This window comes from Actinoplanes sp. NPDC026623, assembly GCF_040638275.1.
GTDB lineage: Bacteria > Actinomycetota > Actinomycetes > Mycobacteriales > Micromonosporaceae > Actinoplanes.
The window spans coordinates 1-18,429 of the sequence record NZ_JBEZXZ010000180.1; the positions used below are offsets into that span (position 1 = coordinate 1).

The window sequence follows — 18,429 nt, forward strand, 5'->3', positions numbered from 1 at the left end:
GCGGGGTCTTTACGTTGGTATGTCCCTCTCGCTGAGCATGTTCGCGGACAGCCCGTCACCAGTTACGTACCGAACTTCTGCCTACGCGCTTAGTCCAGGTGGAGCGCCCTGCCGGACGCACGACCTTGGACCAGGCGGGCGTTGGGTCTGGCTGCGGATCGCTACCCCAGTTTCCTAGACAACACCGTCGTGCACGCACCCCATACCGGCGACCACGTCCGCATGGCCGGCCTCGACGCCGTCGGTCCGATCGCCGGCTACCGCCGACTCAGCTAACAACCCGGACACATTTGGACGGCGAGCCGCCAACGCGGCTGGTCGTCCGCGACTGAGGCTGACTGTGGCTGGTTACGCGCTCACCGCCTCGTGCGTGCCTGCTGCTCGACCCCGACCATTCTCGTGATGCGAGCCCACGGCAGGAATGAACTCGGGCCAGCGGCCTCGCGCTCACAGGGCATACGGCTGCGCGCTGCCAGCTCGGATGGAGCGTGTTAAAGAGTGGGCTTCAGATTTTCGGTCTGATGATCGTCGCTGAGTCGACAGCCTCGGCCGCATGGGCAGCCGGGTGAGCACCAATTGCGGGTGGCGTCGTCCAAGATATCAGCTTTAGACCGCTTCGTGCCTGCTCGAGTCGACACATCGAGCACTACGAGACAGACCCTTGAGCCCGATTTCCCTACAAGATCCCTAGCAATAGATCATCCGAAGTGGACAGCTTAACAAGATCAAGCAGTCTGTGAGCAGGCAAACTCTGGAGCGGGCGACGAGAATCGAACTCGCGTAATCAGTTTGGAAGAACGGCGGTTTCCAATAATCCGACGTAGCTTCCATGACGACCCGGGTCACGCCCAGGCAGGGGAAATGATCGGCCAGGGCGAGCAGTGAGCGGGTCATCGTGGTGTGGGTACTGACTTCCTGCATCCGTCTACCCGGCGCGGTGTCACTGGGAACGCGGACACAAGCGACGAGTTCGCCTTGCCGATGTCGAGCGCGGCGACCCGCGCGATGATCTCTTCCTGGTCCTCGGTGTCCTTCAGCACTGACGCTTCTCCTGCCCGGTCCGGGGATGCCGGGACGGTCGCCCGCAGGAGCCGGCAGGGCAGAAGCGAAGCTAATCCACGTGCTCGAAGCGACAAGGAAGGGCCCATCACCCGGCTCCCAGCGCCCGACTAGGCCACGACCTCACACGGATCAAGGAGCGAACGGCGTCGACGGGCAACCACCACCATTTTCAGCCCGGAAACGGGCTCCACGACAGAGGGATTGGGGACTAGTACGGCAGCCGCCATTCGTGATCATGGTTGGAGTTCGAGGGTGAGTCGGCGGGCGTAGTGGGCTCGTCTGGCTCGTGCTTGGTGTCGTCGTCGTCAGTTTGACCAGCGCAGACGGTAGGTGATGCTGCGGGTCGGCCGGATCAGTAGGACGTTGATCAGACGGCGGACCTCGTTGACGGTCAGCTCGATCATGTCGGGCTGGTCGTGGCGGTCTGCCGATCGGGCGTCGGCGGCGCAGATCGCGAGGGCGGCGAGGGCTGCCAGGGCCAGCGGATTTGTCGGAGACGAGGCCGGCGATGGCGTTGATGGTCTCGGGGAGCAGTTCGCGTCGGCCGGTGAAGCGTTGTAGGACGCGCCACCATTTCAGCTCTGCGATGGTGTGCTCGACCGTGATCCGTTGCGAGGACTGGTGTTTGCGGTCGTGTTCCCACGCGGCCTGCCGCTCGGGTGGTGTCCCGGGTCGGAGTTTCAACGGCGGCGCGGAGACCTGCTCGTGGTGGTCTCGGGCGAGTCCTTGGTAGCCGGCGTCGACCAGCAGTTCGACCTGCGGGTAGGCGTCGAGCAGGGCGTCGATGCCTTCGATCCGGGCGGCGGTGACGTCGTGCATGCGCCCGGGGCGGGTCGCGCCGCACCACAGGGTCGCCCCGTGGTGGTCGGCGGCGACGGTGGTCTTGATGGTGTTCTGTTTGAGCTTGCCGGAGACGAACGCTTTGCGGCCTGGGCGTCCTTGTCGGGGGCGGCGTACGCGGATCTCGGTGGCGTCCAGGCGCAGGGTGACACCTTCGGTGGCAGCGTAGGCGAACGCGTCGGCCAGGGTGTGCAGCCGTACTCCGGCCGGGGTGGCGAACTCGCGTCGGGCCAGTAGTGGACGGATCTGGGTGACGGCGCGGGTGACGGTGGCCCGGTCGACCTGGTACGCGACCGCGAGAGCGGCGTGCGGGATCGCGAGACGTAGGTGGACCAGGGTGATCACGACTCGGTCGGTGAAGGTCAGGCGGGGTCGGCGGCCGGCTCCTGCCTTGCGGATGCGGGCTCGGGTGCGGCGGGCGTGCAGCCGGTTCTCTCGGGCCGTCGTCCAGGCGGGTTGGAGTTCGGTCAGGAGTAGGCCCAGGTGGTTGCGGCTGAGTCCGGTGAAGGCACAATGGGCGAAGGCCGCGCGGATGGCTTTGATCGACACAATCAAGACATCTGCGCGCCGTCTATGTCTCGGTCAAGCCACCACGCCGACCCGATCTACTGTGCACCAGGTCGTTACAGAGCGCGGCCTGACCCACGGGGCAGCGATCTTTGACCGCGGATGCTCAGATGGGTGCATGCAGAGACTCAACAGGCGGATGAACCAGTCCGGCGCGTTGACCGGCTTCTCGGCCGGCCACGTCGGGCTGTGGATCGGCGGTTTGTTCGTGGTCGCGCTGGTCCTGCTGGGCACGGCGATCGCGCTCTTCTCCGGCTTCGACAAGACCACGGGCGGCCAGGTCGGCGTGGTGCGCAACGGCGGCGCCTTCGACAACAACCGAATCCGCCAGGTCATCACGCCTGGATCGGGCCTGACCTGGACGGGCATCGCGTCGGTCACCCACAAGTACCCGGCGCAGCAACGCTTCTACACGATCACCGCGGACACCTCCCGCGGCGACACCAGCGGCGTCGACGTGGTCACCACGCCGTCGAGCGACGGCGTCGACATGGGCATCGAGGGCACCATCTACTTCACGCTGAAGCTCGACGAGGCCAGCATCAAGGGCTTCGACGAGAAGTTCGGCACCCGCCAGTTCCGCGGCATCGACGGCGAGCTGCGCCACGCCTACGACGACGAGGCCGGCTGGAGCACGTTCCTCGACTCGATCGTCCGCCCGGTGATCGAGAACGACCTGCGCATCCAGGTCAACAATTTCCGTTGCGCCGAGCTCGTGTCCAGCTGCGCGCTGGTGCAGAACAAGGCCCCGGGAACGACCCGGCCCACGCCGGTCAACCCGGCCGGCGCGCAGAACAACACCAACATCGCCAAGATGCAGGACGCGGTCAACGAGAGCCTGCCAAAAGATCTCGACGACATGCTCGGCGGCGACTTCTTCGAGGGCATCCGCTTCAACCTGGCCCGGATCACGCTCCCGAAGAACGTGCAGGACGCGGTCAACAAGGCACAGGCGGCGTATGCGGCGGTCAGCGAGGCACAGGCGCGGGTGGCTCAGGCGCAGGCCGACGCCGACGCAAACAAGAAGCGCCAGGAGGGCTACAACGCCTGCCCGGCCTGTGCTCAGATTGACATCATCAAGGCGTTCCCGCCCGGTCTGACCACGTACGCCCCGGGCAGCGCGTCGGCCGTACCGCTGAAGTGAGGTCCTGATGCGTGTCGTCGCCCTGCTGGTCGGCGTGCTCGCGGTGATCCTGCTGGTGGCGCTCGTCGCCGCCGCGGCCGGCGCGGCCGCGCGGCGGCGGGAGACCCGGCTGTCGGCGGCGGCCCGGTGGCGCATGCGCCACTACGCCCATCGGGGCGAGACGGTGGTAACCGTGGCACTGACCCAACCGGACGGGCAGGTGATCGAGGAGCACGTGGTCGACCGTTTCCCCGACGGCGACGCGGAGTGGGAACAGCGGTTCCTCACGGCACGCGAGGAGGCGGAGCGGCGGGCGTTCCACCTCAACGCCGACCGCCCGGAGATCAGCGGCTGACCGTTCGCCGCGCAGTCAGGAATCGCGCAGCGCTAACGCCGACCACGGCCAACAATCTGCAGAGCGCTCTCCAAACAATCTGCAGAGCGCTCTCCCGCGCCCCTTGAGTCGGGCGAGTTGCCGGTGACCGAGTCTTCATCGATCACCCCGCCCGTGCCCTCAGCCGACTTCCTGTGCCAACCGTTGTGGCCGGTCTCTCCCCCGTTGGGGTTCTCCACCTCCGCAGCGAACTGCGGAATCATTCAGGGAACCGTGAGAACACCACAGTCGTACGCGCGATGCCATCCGAGCCCGTCTCAGGCCTGGTGCGAGTCGCATGGAATCCACACTTCTCGGCGACCCCTTATCGAGGCCGCGTTCGCCTCGTCCGCCTCCAAGATGAGCTGTGCCACCCCAAGGTCACGCAACGCCCAGTCGGCGACAAGCAGCACCGCCCAAGGTGCGATTCCGCGGCCGTGGTGGGCAGGGAAGACACTGTAGGCAACGGTTGCGGGGCAGTCGCGAGGGACGATGCTCAAGCCCGGCGGATGGCCGATCGGTCGAGCGAGATCTAGCATGATCTCCATGAGCGACGTCAACGCCGGCGAGTTACCCGAGCTGGTGTTCGCACTCCCGACCATCCCGGCCTCTGCCGGAGCTCTGGTACGTGGCCGCAACGGCCGATTACTCATCCTGAAGCCGACGTACAAGGGCGGTTGGACGATCCCGGGCGGGATTGTCGAGATCGGCGAGTCACCCTGGGACGCGTGTCGCCGCGAAACCAGAGAGGAGTCCGGCCTCGACGTCACCACGGGGCGACTTGTGTGCGTGGACTTCCTGCACCCACGGCCTGGCCGTCCGGGTGGTATGCGCTTCCTCTTCGACTGCGGCGTGTTCGACGACGCCGTCTTGGACACGCTGGTCATCCAGCCAGTCGAGATCGCCGAAAGCCGGATCCTGCCGATCGACACGGCGCTGCCTCTGCTCAGCGGACCGGTCCGACGTCGGGTACGCGCCGCCTGGAAGACAAAACGGGTGCGCTATCTCGAGGACGGCCGCCCTGCGCAGGGGATCAGCCCATAGCGGTCGGGAACCGACAACCGCAAATCGTGGAGGACGACGGTAATGGGCTACCAACTCACCGATAACCCCGCCCGATCATCTGATCAGCCAACGCAACGCCATGGCGGCGAACGACACTAGCCAGCAATCAGTGCCGGATCACCGCAGCGCGGCCAGAATACCGCTCGATCTTGGCATCGCCGTCCTCGATCGCCGCGCGGAACCGTCCGGTCGACAACATCACGGTCCGCAGACCAGTTCCCTGGTTGCAATCACCGTGTGCCTATACCTTGTGTTGATCCTCGGACACCAAATGCGGTGGATTCTCACTATAACGGTGAGTTTCCACCGTTTCCATTTCCGGAGTCGGCGGCGGGTGGCGCCGATCGGTCTGACCTTGCCGTTTCCGAGTCAGAGTCCTCTCAACACGTCACCATAGGCCTCGTGGGCCCGTCGGCGATATCGAGTGCCGGCCGCACCGGACAGACGATCGGCGCGCTGATCCCACCTGCAACGCGCAGGCCCAGAGCTTCTCGTTCTCGGCGTGAAGGTCGCCGCGTCGACGGTCTGGGAGATCCTGCACACCGCGGGCATCGATCCGGCCCCGGACCGCGTGACCACGACCTGGACCCAGTTCCTGCACTCGCAGGCCGAGGCGCTGCTCGCCGTCGACTTCCTCGACACGATCACCCTGACCGGCACCCGTCTGTACATCCTCGCGACCATCGAACACGCCACGCGTCGGATCCGGATCCTCGGCGCGACCGCGCACCCCACCGCATCCTGGGTAGGCCAGGCCGCCCGCAATCTGGTCATGGACGTCGAAGACACCGGCTGCCAGGTGAAGTACCTGATCCGCGACCGCGACGGCAAGTACCCGGCCTTGTTCGACACCATCCTCGCCGACGCCGGCATCACCGTGGTGCGCACCGGCGTCCGAATGCCGCGGATGAACGCGATCATGGAACGCTGGGTGCGGACCTGCCGCCGCGAACTCCTCGACCGGACCTCGATCCTCAACCAGCGGCATCTACTGCACGCGTTGCGCGAGTACGAGATGTTCTACAACGAACATCGCCCTCATCAGGGCCTCGCCAACGCCGGCCACTGGCCCCCCTGCCGGCACCGATCACCGACCCGGACCGGCTCAGCCGACTCGACATCCGTCGACGCGACCACCTCGGTGGCATCCTCCACGAATACCAGCATGCCACCTGAGCTGCGCGAACCTACTTTCGGCAGGCACAGCGCCGTTGAAATGTGGGGGTTCAGGCCACGCCTGCCCGCAATGCCAGAATCACCAGTTGGATACGGTCGCGTACGTCCAGTTTATTGAGCAGGTTCGCGACGTGGGTCTTCGCCGTTCCTGGGCTGATGTGTAGCCTCAGCGCAATTTCGGAGTTCGACAGCCCTTCCGCGACCAGGGCGAGCACCTCACGCTCCCGCGCCGTGACGGCTGCGGCGAGCCGGTCGGGCGTTACGAATTCGGCCACCGGAGCCGGGGTGGCCAAGAACTGTGCGATGAGCCGGCGGGTGATCTGCGGGGCCAGCAGGGCTTCCCCGGCGGCCACCACCCGAATCGCCGCGAGAAGGTTCGCCGGCGGGGCATCCTTGAGCAGGAAGCCGCTGGCACCTCCACGCAACGCCGCCCACACATACTCGTCGAGATCGAACGTGGACAGGATCAGCACCCGCACCGGGGTCGACTCGGTGATGCGGCGGGTCGCCTCCAACCCGTCGGTGCGGGGCATGCACACGTCCATGAGCACCACGTCGGGCCGTTCCCGGCGAGCGAGGTCGACGGCCTCGGCGCCGTCGGCTGCCGCGCCCACGACGGTCAGGTCGGCGGCGGTGTCGACGATGCCGCACAACCCGGCTCGCACGAGCTGCTGGTCGTCGGCGACCACGACGCGGATCGTCACGCCGCCACGTCCGCCCGTCCGGGGCCCAGCGGCAGCCGGGCGAACACGCGGAACCCGCGGCCCGGCAGCGGCGCGGCGGTGACCCGGCCATCGTGCAGGGCGACCCGCTCGCGCATGCCGACGAGGCCGTGCCCGCCACCCTCAGCCGCGGAAGTACCCCGGCCCGGGTCGGTGACCTCGATGGTCAGCTCATCCGGTCCGTAGTGGACGATGACGGTGCCGGCGGTGGTGTTCGCGTGCCGGACGATGTTCGTCAACGCCTCCTGCACGATCCGGTACGCGGTGAGGTCGAGGCCGGGCGGCAGGGCGCGCGGGTCGCCGGTAACGCACACACCGACCGTGACTCCTGCGCGTGCCGTGTCCGCGACGAGCCGATCCAGGCCACCGAGACCCGGAGCCAGCAAGCGGTCGGCGCCGACATCGTTGCGCAGCACGCCGAGCAGGCGCCGCAGCTGCCCCGACGCTTCCCGGCCGGCGGTCTCCACGACAGTGAGCGCCTCGCGCGCCAGCTCCGGCCGGTCCGCGAACACGAGCGACCCGAAGCTCGCCTGGACCGTCACCACACTCAAGGTATGCGAGATCACGTCGTGCAGCTCACGGGCAAGACGCAACCGCTCCTGCGCGACGGCGCGCTCGGCCTCGGCTACCGCCCGCCGAGCCTGCTCGCGGTGTGCCGCGTCGGCCGCGGCGTGCCGGGCGCGTACGGCCGCGGCGTACCTCCGCTTCTGCCAAACGGCGCGTCCGACTGTCCAGGCCGCGACCGGCACCAGGAGCAGCAGGACGAGCAGGGACAGCCCGGCGGCGTCCAGCCGCGATCCGCCGAGCGGCACCACCGCCGCCGGCAGCAGCGCCACCGCCAGCGCCGCCAGCGACACCCGCAGCCGCCGTCGCTCCGCCACGAGGTACAGCGCGCTCGCCCAGCTCGTGCAGCCCACCCACAGCGGTGCACTGAACGGGGCCAGGACCACCGACACGGCCAGTACGACGATGGGGCATCGACGCCGCTCAGCCAGCGCCGCAGTGACGGCCACCATGCCGACGGCCGCCGCCGGCCGGTCCTGGACAAGGGCGTACGCGGTCAGCGGCAGTCCGTAGACCACGGCCACCAGGCGGTCCAGCAGCCGCCACAGGGCAGGGCGTCGGTGGGCCGGCAACGACCGGGCCACCGACGCGCGCAGATCGGCCGGCACGCCCCCACGGTAGGCGACGGCGCCCACCACGCGCATCCGCCGCCAGGCATAGGCCGCCCGGCGGAGACGCCGCTGCGGCCAGGCCGCCGTGCTGCGCCGCGCGGCAGATGAATCCGGCGCAGCCGATCGCCACGCTGGGGGGCGACCGCATCCACACCTCGTCAGGGAGAACCGATGAGAACCTTCGTACGCCGGCTCGGGCTGCTGCTCAGCGCCGTGCCGCTGCTCGCCGCCAACCCCGCACCGGTCTCCGCGGCGGTTTCCCCGCCGACGGCACCGATCCGCCTGACTCTGCCCGCTCCCACTGTCCCGCAGCCGGTCGGGACAGTGTCGCTGCACCTGGTGGACCACTCCCGACCCGACCCGTGGGGTCCGCCCGGCGCCCACCGGGAACTGATGATCAGCCTGTGGTACCCCACCCGCCACCGCGACCGGCACCCGGTGGCCCCGTGGTTGCCGATGGGCGCGGGCGCGGCGGTCCTGGCCGAGGCCGGTTTGACCGCCGCCGAGGTCACCCTGCCGGTGACCCACGGACACGAGGGGGCGCCGGTCGCGCACCGCGGCGGGCTTCCGGTGGTGCTGTACTCACCCGGCAACGACGCTACCCGCGCCGACAACACGATCGTCGTGGAGCAGCTGGTCAGCCACGGGTACCTTGTCGTCACGATGGACCATACCTACGACGGGGTGGTCGAGTTCCCGGACGGCCGGGTAGTGACCCCGCTGCCGGACGGCCCGAGCACGGTCGAGATGCCGGAGCTGCGGCTGGGTGATGTCCGCTTCGTGCTCCGCACTGTCACCGCCCTCAACGCCGGACGGAACCCCGACGTGGAGCACCGCGGTCTGCCACGTGGACTGACCGGCGCGTTCGACCTGAGCCGGATCGGCATGTTCGGCGTGTCAGCCGGCGGAGCCACCACGGCGTCGACCATGTACGCCGACGCCCGGGTACGGGCGGGGCTGAGCCTGGACGGCCCGGTGCACGGACCAGTCGTCGACGCCGGCTTGGACCGACCGTTCCTGCTCATGCAGGCGAAGATCAACCGGGTGGACTATCCGGACCTGGCACGGTTCTGGTCCCACCTGCGGGGCTGGCACCTCAACCTTGGCGTTCACGGTGCCGCGCACGTCTCGTACGCGGACTACGAGGCCATCGTTCCGCAGCTGGCGCCGCTCGGCCTCGACGTGCCGGCCGAGATCGGCGACCTCGACCCGGCCCGCGGCGTAGCCATCCAGCAGACGTACCCGCTGGCCTTCTTCGAACAACACCTGCGCCACCGTGGGCATCTGCTGGACGAACCCAGCGCGGCCTTCCCGGAGGTGTACGTCCTCCCGTGAGCCGGACACCCGGCGGCGGCGTCACTTCGCCGCCGGGGCCGCGTTGCCGAACGGTTCGTACGCGTACGCCGTGAAGTTCGGCGGAACCGGCCGAGGCGGATCAATAGACGGCGTGCGTCTGCTGCGCCGCGTCATAATCCTTTCAGGGCGCGCGGGTCAGGGCGCTGCAGCCCTGGCCGTAGCGGTGCGGCGTCGGTGCGCAGGGCCCGGACCGGCGTGCGGGTGACACTGATCCACAACTCCCGGAGCCGGCCGTACCGGCGGATGTCTTCCCTCGTTCGAGGCTCCCGCAAGGCGCTGGACCGTAACCCGGTGACTATCCATACCAAACCCGAACCGTGTGCGGCCCCGGGATCTGGCAGTGTGATTGTTCGACGAACGTGAATCGACTGTGGGGGGATACACGTGATGACGAGATCGCGGGCCATGAGCGTGTCCCGGCGGATGACAGCCGCGTTAGCGGTGGTGGCGGGTCTGCTGACCGTGACCGTGTATGCGCCGGCGGAGGCGGCGGCGCAGCCCCTGGAATGCAATTCATCACCGCCGACCGGGGGGCAGCCCGACCGGCTGAAAGTGAAAGTGAAGCCGCAACCCGAACCGAAGATCATCGATCCCACCACCAAGAAGTCGATCGTGCTGCGCGGGTACAACTGGGGCGAGTGGGACACGGCCCAGTTCCCGAAGGATCCCAACGAGAACGTCGCCCAGGGCGCCAACTCCGTGCGGATTCCGTTGCGCTGGTGGGGTGACTACAAGACAGGCGTCGACAGCTATGACAAGACCGCAACCACGACCGGGTACATCGAACCTTGTCACCTCAAGCTGCTCGACGAGACGATCAAGCAGGCCGTGGACAAGCACCTGTGGGTGATCCTGTTCGCGGACTCTGACAACGGCCAAGGTTCGGGCCCTGACCAGGAGAACAACTTCTGGAATCCGAAGAACAAGGACAAGCGGGACCAGTTCAAGGAGCTGTGGCGGTTCCTCACCAAGCGGTACCAGAACACGCCGTACATCGGGGCGCTGGAGATTCTGCCCGAGCCCAACCTGAACACCGGCGGCAAGGGCAGCCCGACGCCGCAGGACGACGACGACGTCAGGTTCTTCTACGAAGAGTTCATCGGGGTGATTCGGGGGATCGACCGGGATACCCCGATCGTCGTGGGCCCGAACGACCTGTACAACATCAAGCGCCTCAACAACGTGGTCACCAGCGTGGACGACAACATCATCTACACCGGCGACTACTTCATCCACGAAGGCGCGCCGCTCGACCGGACACAGGACCTCAGCGCCTTCCAAAATACGAACAACGCCCCCGTGTGGATCAACCAGGTCGGCATCCCGAGCGGTGCCACCGAGGACTTGGACGACAATGCCAGGGACGAGGCAGCTCGAGTGCTGGACGACCTCAACGACAGGGGCATCGGCTGGTCCTGGTGGACCTACCGGGTTCGCACCACGAAGGCGGACACCCACGGGATTTACTACGTGGACCCGACCGATGCAAACAACTGGATTCGTAAGGACAAGTGGTACGAGCTCGTCGGTGAGCACCTCCCGCAGCACTGAGGATGGCCTGACATCCGGCCCGGTGACCCTGGTCGCCCGCCGCACTGCGGCCAATCCCTCTTCCACCGTTTGAAGCGGATTTAGACGGTATGAGCAGCCCGGTTTGACCGGGCTGCTCATACCGACTAGCCGCGCTCACCGTCGACGCCGTCTCGTACCTACTAGCCGCCGCCGGCTGGACCCGGCTACGCCACCACGAACCCCCACCACCCAGCCGTGACGACAGCCACGGCGCCAAGCGGTGGATCACCGACGCCACCGCAGGATGGCGCTACAACCTGGCCGACCGCCCCCTCGCCCTGCTGTTCGCCAACGCCATGATCTTCGGCGGGGCCATCATGGCGTCAACCCCGCTGATCACCGTCCTGCTCTTGCGGGAGCTGCACGTCAGCCCCTCCAATACGGTCTCGCCCTGGGCATACCCTGCGCGGCGGCGCTGCTCGGCTCGCTGCTGGCCCGATGGTGATCCGCTAGGCCGGGCTCAAGCGGACCCTGCTGATACTCGGCGTCGGCCGTCACACCCCTCGCCGTCGCCAACCGCAGCGTCAACCGGCTGCTCCGCGGCCCGCGCTGGCAAGACTAACGAGGTTTCGCCGTCCTGATCGGCCGCTAGAAACCCTGTGGCACGTCACCATCAGTCCGAGGAGAATCGGCGACGTCGTCGCTACCGCACTCGAACCCACACACTTCGAATTCCGATACCTAGGCGGAAGCCCTCCGTCGATCCTCCCCACACCAATTCCGGTGGTGTCAAAAAGTGGTCCTCCTGCCATTGGCTGGGAGCTGCAGGTGTACAGCCGATTTTCATCTCGCGCGGCGAGTATCCGCAAAAGGCTTCCGAGCCGCTCGATTTGTTCAGCAGTCGGAGAGGTGATCCGTGCACCGGCCGCGATATGTTCCCGATCTCATGCAACGTCACGTAGAGGTTCTCGGCGGTCGCCCGGTCGAGCCCTAGCGTGATGTCGTCCGTCACGCGCCGAAGTTACTCTATGCCGCGATCCGGCGCCGGCCGGTGTTCGGCGGTAACGCACCGTGAGGAGCGGAACGGCCGCCGGTGCAGCGCAGTCGTACCTCGCTTACGCGCAGGCGGGTGTGTCACGCGAGGTGGCCTCGACCTGGTCGACGAGCGCGGAGTCGACGGCGTCGGTGAGTCGCCCGGTACACCTCGCGGGCGGCGTCTTTGCAGCGGCGGACCGGCCTGGCAACGATGGCGTTGCAAGGCCGGCGGACGATGATGAGTCGATGACTCGGAAACTATTCCTGGCCGACATCATCCCGCCTGGCGTCTCGGATTTCGGCGGCGGCGATACGCTGACGATCATCGACGACGGTCAGGTGTTTCACTCGGTGTACCGGCTCGTCTGCCGGTTCGTCATCGGACACACGGCTACCACCGACTGGTACCCGAAAGCGTTGGGGCAACGGAGCTGACATGGCTGGTTATTCGGACACCCCGCTGCACCGCAAGCTCGGCATCAAACCGGGTCACCGAGTCACACTGCTCGACGCGCCAGACGGCTTCGAGGCCACCCTCGACGGCCTCCCCGGCGATGTCGTCATCCGGCACGACCTGTCCGGCGACGCGCCGGCCGACGTGATCGTGCTGTTCGTGACCGAACGCCACGAATTGCAGGCCCGCCTCGATGAGACCAGGCGTGGGATGGCCCAGGAAGGCGGCTTCTGGGTCGCCTGGCCGAAACGGGCGTCGAAGGTTCCCACCGACATCACCGACGACGTTGTCCGCAAGCTCGCGCTGCCGACCGGGTTGGTCGACAACAAGGTATGCGCGATCGACGGGACCTGGTCGGGCCTTAGGCTGGTCATTCGCCGCGCAAACCGCATATCGGCCGGGTGACACGTGCTGTCCGGTTCTCCGTACTCCAGTCGGACGCCTCGCAGAGCCGCGGCCGCACAGCCGGAGGGGCTTGCGGTTGCGGTGCGGTGGTTTCGATCAGATCGCGTACCGGGTCGGGCGCCGCGACGTGACCCGACGGGAACGCCAAGCCGCTCAGGGGATGTAGCAGTAGACGTCCTCGGCGGATGCACGGATCTGCCGCCGACCGTGCGCGCCCGGCCATCGCCACCCGTCACTTAGGGTGACCGGCGCTCCTAGCTGCGGGGCGACCGGACATAGCCGATGTCAGTGCGTGCGGGAATCGCTAATCGCGGTGCCGGTGTACGGCGTCGGGCATCTTTTCCGCGGCTGGCTCGCGATGGGCCTGCACGGCCATGACCTGCTGACGAGCACGCTGCAGGCGCAGGCAGTGGAGCAGGCGCACGGCGCGGTCGCCGCCGATCTGTCGGAGCTGAACGGCACTGTCGTGCAGACGGTCGCCGCTGCTTCCGCCGGCCGAGCCCGGAATTGCTCCCGGGCGTTGAACCGGGTCACCTCACCTCGTTCGATGCCGCCGAGGAGCGGCGCACCCATCACGTCGTCGTCCTCGACGCGATAACCGGTCAGGTCAGGTCGACGTTCACCAGCTCCGCCACCTACTCAGGTGACCGGGTGCTGCTGGCCGACCAGGCCATCGTCCTGCAGGACACGCGCGAGGGCGCGTTGCATGCCCATCCGACGACCGGTGACGGCCCGGACTGGACGTGGCGGCCCTCGGCCGACTGCGTGCACCACGAGCGCGTACTGCCGCCCCCGCTCGTCGCCACCGGAAACACCGCGCTGGGGGCGGTCGCCTGCGAGACAGGAAGCCACTGGGCTGTCCGGTACCTCACCCTGGACGCCGGTTCGGGGCGGGAGGTCCGGCGGGCCGAACTACCATCAACGAACTCGGGCTGTTCGACGTGCACGCCACGATCGCGACGGACGGCGCTGGAGACGTCGAGGAGGCTGCTCGACCCCGCCACCGGGGCGCTGAACGACGCGCCCAAGGGAAACCTCCGGTTGCGCGCGGACGGGCTCGCGCTGGGGTACACGTCACTCAGCTCAAGGCGGTGGTCGTCGACGCGCTTGCGGGCGCCACCAAGGAGCCCGGCCGGGCCGGTCGCGGCCTGCGTCCCGCGGGGTGTGCCCCTCGCGGACGGCGCGGTCTGTGTCTACAGCGAGGACGACGGATGGCAATCCGCGTTCATCGAGACGGGACACGCTCCCGAGCTGGCCGCCGGCTTCGGCGTGAGCACGCTGACCAGCCTGTTGATCGACCTCGGCCGGCCGATCCCGGACACCGTCCACGACCACACCCTCCTGTTCGACTTCGCCGCGACGCCGGGCGCGATCGTCGTCTACACCACGGCCGAGGCGGTGGCGGACAACCGGGTCGTCGGCCTTCGCTGAGGACGAGCGGCCCGGCGGCCGCGTCACGGCGGAGTCAGAACCCCAGCCGCCATTGCTGATTGGTGCGCCCGTTACAGGTTCGCTGGACGACGGCGACACCATATTCGGTCAGGCATTTGGCGCTGTGCCTGGCCATGGCGAGGTTGTTGTTTCCGCCGACGGGCGGGAAGGACCACTGCTGGCTGGTGTCGTCACGGTCGCAGGGCTGTTGCACCGCGAGAGTCCAGTCCGCGACGCCGGCATTTGCGATGGTCAGGCATTTGGCGCTGTGCCGCACGGCCAGGAGGTAATAGTCGCCCTCGACGTGAATGAAGGTCCAGTACTGGTTGTACGCGGCCTCGTCGCAGCCCTGCTGGGTCAGCGGAGCGCCGTCCGCGGTGCTGGCATCGGCCACGGTCAGGCACTTGACGCTACGGGTCGAGGTGATCCAGAAGTAGTACGGCACGGCCTGCTGTGCTGCTGCGGGTAGCGGCGCGGCCAGCACGGCAAGCAGCGGGGCGAGCGCCAGAGCGGCGAACCGCGACGTGGTGAATCTCGGTCTGCGCATCTTTCCTCCTTCGGTTCGGTGAGGACATGTCGCGGTGATCCGAGGGGCCCTCGGATCACATCCTTCCCGAGGGCGAGGAATGTCTGGTTAACATACTGTTAGGTTGCTGCGGCCGAATACGTGATTTATGTGCCGCCAGCGTTTACGGCCGCGGCAGTCGGTAGTGCGAATGACCTATACCTCGGGGACCCGCTCGATCGGGCTAACCGGACAGTTGGACCGCGGGGTCCATCTCCCGATTTCTCGGCGAGCGGCCGGTCCGGCTGAAGACACAGCTCTACCTGATGGGCACCGCGCTCGGCACGATGGCCGTGCGGATCGCCGCCGACCGGTCCCGCGCGGCGATAACCGCCCTGCCGTAATCAGGGGCCAGGCACCGGGTCATGACGATGATCATCGCCCGCTGGGTCATCGCGGCGTGATGCTCGGGTAGCCATTCGTAGTCACTGACGGTGCGTCGGCACCGGTTTGATCCAGGAGAACGTCCGCTCGAACGCCCAGCGGCGGTTCAGGACGACGAAGGTGTTCTGCCCGGCAGAGTTTGGCGACGATCTGTACGCTGAGTCGTAGCTGCCCGGTGGCGTTTACGGCAGTGATTTTCTTGCGGGCGTCGTAGCCTCGGCCCGGCGTGGCGACGGTCTCCGCTGCACGCAGTGACTGGGAGTCGACCAGCGCGGCCGACGGTTGCCGTTCGCGGTCCTCGATGTGTTCACGGACCTGTTCCCGCAGGTGGTTGTGTCATGCGCCGAACGACGCAGCTTGTCCAGCCCCAACGCTTGAACAAAGTTCCTGGTCAGACTGGCCCTATTGGCGAGATCGGTGAGAGCAGGCGGGTACCGGCATGACGGCTCTGTTGCGTTGCGAGATCGGCGGGCAGACTCTGCACGGCTGGTCAGATGGTCAGATGGCTTGAGCGAGTTCGGTGAACGCCGCGGGGACCCGCAGCGCGGGCCTGGTGTCCACTGCGAGTTCGTAGTGGCCTCGGCGCAGATTCTGCATGAAGGCGTGGCCGGTGATCACCACCTGAGCGGTGCGATCGCTCTGAGGCCCGCGCATCGGTCTCAGTCGACGTTTGAGCTGACCATGGTCAGCCTCGATCGGATTGTTCACGTACTGCTCGACGTGGTGCCACGCCGCCGGAACCAACTCGTCGAGCACACCGGGGTAGACAGGGGCGGCGTCGGTGACCACCTCGACCGGGATCACCTTGAGCATCCGTAACGCCCGGGTGAAGAACCGGCGGGCGGCTACGGCGTCGCGGCGGGTCGAGTCAGCCAGTAACTCTCTGTTGACGTCCACCGAGACGGCCGACGACGGGTGGATGCATGCTCAAGCCGATGACAGTGCGCCTGATCATGCTCGGGGGGACGGCTTATCATGGGCCGGGGCTGGAGACCGTGACCCGTGCCTTATTCGAATGTTTGATGTTCCTTGAGCTCGGCGACGACGAGGCCGTTGACCCCGACAGCGCGGTGGCCTTGATGGAATCGGTCTCCCACGTGCTAAGTGAGCTGCCACACGACGATCGAGTCGCGCTGGTCCAGCTGGCGCAGCAGCAGGCCGCGCAAGAGTCGCTGCCGGCTCGCCGAGATTTTCCGGCGTCGCTCGGTAGCGGCCTTGGACTGCTCGACGAGGACCTCAGCGACATCCGGTGCCGGAAGTCGCAAACAAAACCAGCCGCACCGCTTCACGGCCGGCGCTGTGGACACCATTCGACCCGTACGACCTCGACACCGCCGGCACGCGCATACTCCCGGCCGCGCTGCGTCAGCTCCCGGCGTCCCGGCCCCCGGGACGCCGGGTGCCCGTGTCGGCTGCGGCTTCGGTCGCACCCAGCTGCGGTCCCGGCGACCCCCGAGTGGCGTCCTGCGCGCGGGGGTGCGTTGCCGGTGGTCAGGTGATCGGGACGTCGGTGATGCGGAGGCGGTCGGGGACGTCGATGGTGATGGTCCGGGTGCCGGCGGGCGGGGCCGGGAACCACAGGGACAGGACCTGTTCGCCCTGCGGCGGGATCGCCTGGTTGAGCAGGCGGTCGCAGAGGCAGCGATGGCTGCCCGCCTTGATCTCGTAGTCGAGCCCGTAGGACGCGGTGTCGCCCTGCAGCAGCCGGACCCCGGCGGCGCCGTAGGGGGCAAACGGGTCGAACTCGTCGCGGACCGTGAAGACGCCTTGGCCGAGGAAGTCGAGGATCGTCGCCTTGCGGTCGCCGGTGTTGCGGGCCGTGAGATTCACCAGCAGGAACGGCCCCCGGACCGTCGCCGAGCCCGGCACGAAGCGGATCGTGCCGCGGTTCAGGGGCAGCGCGACCTCGACGCCGTCCGGCGCCTTACCCTGCTCGCCCTTGGTCTTGGGAAGTGCGACCGGCGCGACCGGCGCCGCCGGCGTCGTCGGCGTCGTCGGCACCGTGCGCTTCTCGCGGAACGTGATGGTGACCCGGCGGTTCAGCGCGCGGTTCGCCGCCGAGTTGTTGGGCACAGCCGGCTCGGTCTCGCCCTTGGCCGCGACGGTCTTGGGCCAGTCGTCGTCGGGCAGCCGGCCGCGAAGAGCATCCGTGACGGCCTGTGCCCGCTGCCGCGAGAGAGTCTGGTTGTGTGCGGTGGAGCCGCTGCTGTCGGTGTGCCCGGTGACCGTGAGCGGCCCGGGCCCGGCGGCCGTCAGGTCGCCGGCCGCCGCGTCGATGGTCTTCGTGGCGCCTGGGGTGAGCTCGGCGCTGTCGAGGCGGAACAGCACGTCGGTGTCCAGGTTGATGTCGACCTGCTCGGGCGTGCGGCGGGTACGAAGCCCGACATCGAGCCGCTGCGTGTACGCGTCGAGCGCCGCCGATTCCGCCGGGGCGGCGTCGGCAAGGTCGAGGGGATTCTGCACCCGGTTGGAGGCGTCGCGGCCGGCGGGTGGCGCCGGCACGGCTCCGGCGACGACGGGCACGTCGGTGAACACGCCGGCGTAGGGCAGCATCACGGAGAGCCGATCCACGTCGGCCGGCACCCCGCGGAACGCGGCCTGGAGCGGGCGGGTCTCGCCCGGCTTGAACAGCGTCAGGCCGGTGCAGACACAACCGCTGCCGGCGGGCTTCTTCGAGACCAGGTAGACCCGGCGCCCGGCCTCGTCCACGAGCCTCGGCGCGTCGAACGACGTGGAGAGAATCGTCGAGAAATGCCTGGTGACCACGGCGGCGCCGCCGCCACCGCTCGCGGACCTGTCGAGCGTCGTCTGGATCGTCAGGACGACCGCGTCCCCGGACCGGATCAGCGGTCCGACGCTCATCCGGAGCCGGTCCCCGGCAGCGTCGACGGACCGCGTCTGCACGGGACCGCCGTCCGACGGGCCGACCGCCGACGGACCGCCGCTCGCCGCGGGTCGCCCGCCGGTTTTCTCCGGCGTGGCCGGGTCGTCGGTGCATCCGCCGACGGCCAGCATCACCAGTCCCGCGGTCGTCGCCGCTACCATCCGCCGCACTTGACCTCCCAAAACAGCCGACAACTGCGGGCCAGCCTAAGCGCGTAGGCAGAAGTTCGGTACGTAACTGGTGACGGGCTGTCCGCGAACATGCTCAGCGAGAGGGACATACCAACGTAAAGACCCCGCC

General features: G+C 67.9%; 18 protein-coding genes and 1 pseudogene. 9 read left to right on the top strand and 10 right to left on the bottom strand.

The window, feature by feature from the left end; genetic code table 11:
* Positions 1-890: 890 nt before the first annotated feature.
* Positions 891-1,040 (bottom strand): hypothetical protein, encoded by a 150-nt coding sequence (locus AB0F10_RS35280; RefSeq protein ID WP_360635365.1) that lies wholly within the window; start codon positions 1,038-1,040, stop codon positions 891-893.
* A gap of 151 nt (positions 1,041-1,191) precedes the next feature.
* Positions 1,192-2,451, bottom strand: a complete 1,260-nt coding sequence (locus tag AB0F10_RS35285) for a transposase family protein (RefSeq protein ID WP_360635368.1) — start codon at positions 2,449-2,451, stop codon at positions 1,192-1,194.
* A gap of 136 nt (positions 2,452-2,587) precedes the next feature.
* Here AB0F10_RS35285 and AB0F10_RS35290 point away from each other — a divergent pair, with 136 nt between their 5' ends.
* Together AB0F10_RS35290 and AB0F10_RS35295 are read left to right on the top strand one after the other, a co-directional pair.
* Entirely contained in the window at positions 2,588-3,613 is a 1,026-nt protein-coding gene (locus AB0F10_RS35290; protein ID WP_360635371.1) for an SPFH domain-containing protein, read from the top strand.
* 7 nt (positions 3,614-3,620) lie between these two features.
* The gene (locus tag AB0F10_RS35295) at positions 3,621-3,947 is read left to right on the top strand and encodes a hypothetical protein (RefSeq protein WP_360635374.1); all 327 of its coding nucleotides are present in this window, start codon (positions 3,621-3,623) and stop codon (positions 3,945-3,947) included.
* Between the two features lie 296 nt (positions 3,948-4,243).
* On the opposite strand, the gene AB0F10_RS35300 is transcribed toward AB0F10_RS35295, so the two are convergent.
* On the bottom strand, positions 4,244-4,618 hold the full coding sequence (locus tag AB0F10_RS35300) for a GNAT family N-acetyltransferase (RefSeq protein WP_360635377.1): 375 nt from the start codon (positions 4,616-4,618) through the stop codon (positions 4,244-4,246).
* Here AB0F10_RS35300 and AB0F10_RS35305 point away from each other — a divergent pair.
* Together AB0F10_RS35305 and AB0F10_RS35310 are read left to right on the top strand one after the other, a co-directional pair.
* A complete protein-coding gene (locus AB0F10_RS35305; protein ID WP_360635380.1) occupies positions 4,512-5,009 on the top strand; it encodes an NUDIX hydrolase in 498 nt (165 codons plus the stop codon). The genes AB0F10_RS35300 and AB0F10_RS35305 overlap by 107 nt on opposite strands.
* Before the next feature lie 523 nt (positions 5,010-5,532).
* Positions 5,533-6,324 (top strand): integrase core domain-containing protein, encoded by a 792-nt coding sequence (locus AB0F10_RS35310; protein WP_360635383.1) that lies wholly within the window; start codon positions 5,533-5,535, stop codon positions 6,322-6,324.
* Here the strand turns inward: AB0F10_RS35310 and AB0F10_RS35315 are convergent.
* Both AB0F10_RS35315 and AB0F10_RS35320 read right to left on the bottom strand, forming a co-directional pair.
* Positions 6,257-6,910, bottom strand: coding sequence for a response regulator transcription factor (locus AB0F10_RS35315; protein ID WP_360635386.1), 654 nt, complete (start codon positions 6,908-6,910; stop codon positions 6,257-6,259). The two genes, AB0F10_RS35310 and AB0F10_RS35315, sit on opposite strands and share 68 nt — an antisense overlap.
* A complete protein-coding gene (locus tag AB0F10_RS35320) occupies positions 6,907-8,100 on the bottom strand; it encodes a sensor histidine kinase (protein ID WP_360635389.1) in 1,194 nt (397 codons plus the stop codon). The genes AB0F10_RS35315 and AB0F10_RS35320 overlap by 4 nt, the downstream gene beginning before the upstream one ends.
* A gap of 174 nt (positions 8,101-8,274) precedes the next feature.
* On the opposite strand from AB0F10_RS35320, the gene AB0F10_RS35325 reads away from it, so the two are divergent.
* On the top strand, positions 8,275-9,438 hold the full coding sequence (locus AB0F10_RS35325) for an acetylhydrolase (RefSeq protein ID WP_360635391.1): 1,164 nt from the start codon (positions 8,275-8,277) through the stop codon (positions 9,436-9,438).
* 426 nt (positions 9,439-9,864) lie between these two features.
* Positions 9,865-11,010 (top strand): cellulase family glycosylhydrolase, encoded by a 1,146-nt coding sequence (locus AB0F10_RS35330; protein WP_360635394.1) that lies wholly within the window; start codon positions 9,865-9,867, stop codon positions 11,008-11,010.
* A gap of 664 nt (positions 11,011-11,674) precedes the next feature.
* Here AB0F10_RS35330 and AB0F10_RS35335 read toward each other — a convergent pair.
* On the bottom strand, positions 11,675-11,983 hold the full coding sequence (locus AB0F10_RS35335) for a hypothetical protein (protein WP_360635397.1): 309 nt from the start codon (positions 11,981-11,983) through the stop codon (positions 11,675-11,677).
* A gap of 119 nt (positions 11,984-12,102) precedes the next feature.
* On the opposite strand from AB0F10_RS35335, the gene AB0F10_RS35340 reads away from it, so the two are divergent.
* The 3 genes from AB0F10_RS35340 (at position 12,103) to AB0F10_RS35350 (ending at position 14,296) form a co-directional block, all read left to right on the top strand.
* The gene (locus AB0F10_RS35340; RefSeq protein ID WP_360635400.1) at positions 12,103-12,441 is read left to right on the top strand and encodes a hypothetical protein; all 339 of its coding nucleotides are present in this window, start codon (positions 12,103-12,105) and stop codon (positions 12,439-12,441) included.
* A 1-nt stretch (position 12,442) separates the two neighbouring features.
* A complete protein-coding gene (locus tag AB0F10_RS35345) occupies positions 12,443-12,865 on the top strand; it encodes a DUF3052 domain-containing protein (RefSeq protein WP_360635403.1) in 423 nt (140 codons plus the stop codon).
* Between the two features lie 507 nt (positions 12,866-13,372).
* Positions 13,373-14,296 carry a hypothetical protein gene (locus AB0F10_RS35350; RefSeq protein WP_360635406.1) on the top strand — a complete coding sequence of 308 codons (924 nt, stop codon included), beginning with the start codon at positions 13,373-13,375 and terminating at the stop codon, positions 14,294-14,296.
* Positions 14,297-14,330: 34 nt separating this feature from the next.
* Here AB0F10_RS35350 and AB0F10_RS35355 read toward each other — a convergent pair whose 3' ends face one another.
* The 4 genes and pseudogenes from AB0F10_RS35355 to AB0F10_RS35370 all read right to left on the bottom strand — a co-directional run bounded on the left by AB0F10_RS35355 (position 14,331) and on the right by AB0F10_RS35370 (position 18,290).
* Positions 14,331-14,843, bottom strand: a complete 513-nt coding sequence (locus AB0F10_RS35355) for an RICIN domain-containing protein (protein WP_360635409.1) — start codon at positions 14,841-14,843, stop codon at positions 14,331-14,333.
* Between the two features lie 277 nt (positions 14,844-15,120).
* Positions 15,121-15,255, bottom strand: coding sequence for a hypothetical protein (locus AB0F10_RS35360; protein WP_360635412.1), 135 nt, complete (start codon positions 15,253-15,255; stop codon positions 15,121-15,123).
* A gap of 488 nt (positions 15,256-15,743) precedes the next feature.
* A pseudogene (locus AB0F10_RS35365) lies at positions 15,744-16,112 on the bottom strand (DDE-type integrase/transposase/recombinase); the annotation flags it as partial.
* 624 nt (positions 16,113-16,736) lie between these two features.
* Positions 16,737-18,290, bottom strand: a complete 1,554-nt coding sequence (locus AB0F10_RS35370; protein ID WP_360635415.1) for an OmpA family protein — start codon at positions 18,288-18,290, stop codon at positions 16,737-16,739.
* Positions 18,291-18,429 lie beyond the last annotated feature (139 nt).

What these genes read in the sequence shown, in the direction of transcription:
- AB0F10_RS35290 (WP_360635371.1), top strand. Translation starts at nt 2,588, where the DNA reads ATGCAGAGACTCAACAGGCGGATGAACCAGTCCGGCGCGTTGACCGGC.
- AB0F10_RS35295 (WP_360635374.1), top strand. Translation starts at nt 3,621, where the DNA reads ATGCGTGTCGTCGCCCTGCTGGTCGGCGTGCTCGCGGTGATCCTGCTG.
- AB0F10_RS35305 (WP_360635380.1), top strand. Translation starts at nt 4,512, where the DNA reads ATGAGCGACGTCAACGCCGGCGAGTTACCCGAGCTGGTGTTCGCACTC.
- AB0F10_RS35300 (WP_360635377.1), bottom strand. Translation starts at nt 4,618, where the DNA reads ATGAGTAATCGGCCGTTGCGGCCACGTACCAGAGCTCCGGCAGAGGCC.
- AB0F10_RS35325 (WP_360635391.1), top strand. Translation starts at nt 8,275, where the DNA reads ATGAGAACCTTCGTACGCCGGCTCGGGCTGCTGCTCAGCGCCGTGCCG.
- AB0F10_RS35330 (WP_360635394.1), top strand. Translation starts at nt 9,865, where the DNA reads ATGAGCGTGTCCCGGCGGATGACAGCCGCGTTAGCGGTGGTGGCGGGT.
- AB0F10_RS35345 (WP_360635403.1), top strand. Translation starts at nt 12,443, where the DNA reads ATGGCTGGTTATTCGGACACCCCGCTGCACCGCAAGCTCGGCATCAAA.
- AB0F10_RS35355 (WP_360635409.1), bottom strand. Translation starts at nt 14,843, where the DNA reads ATGCGCAGACCGAGATTCACCACGTCGCGGTTCGCCGCTCTGGCGCTC.
- AB0F10_RS35360 (WP_360635412.1), bottom strand. Translation starts at nt 15,255, where the DNA reads ATGACCCAGCGGGCGATGATCATCGTCATGACCCGGTGCCTGGCCCCT.
- AB0F10_RS35370 (WP_360635415.1), bottom strand. Translation starts at nt 18,290, where the DNA reads ATGGTAGCGGCGACGACCGCGGGACTGGTGATGCTGGCCGTCGGCGGA.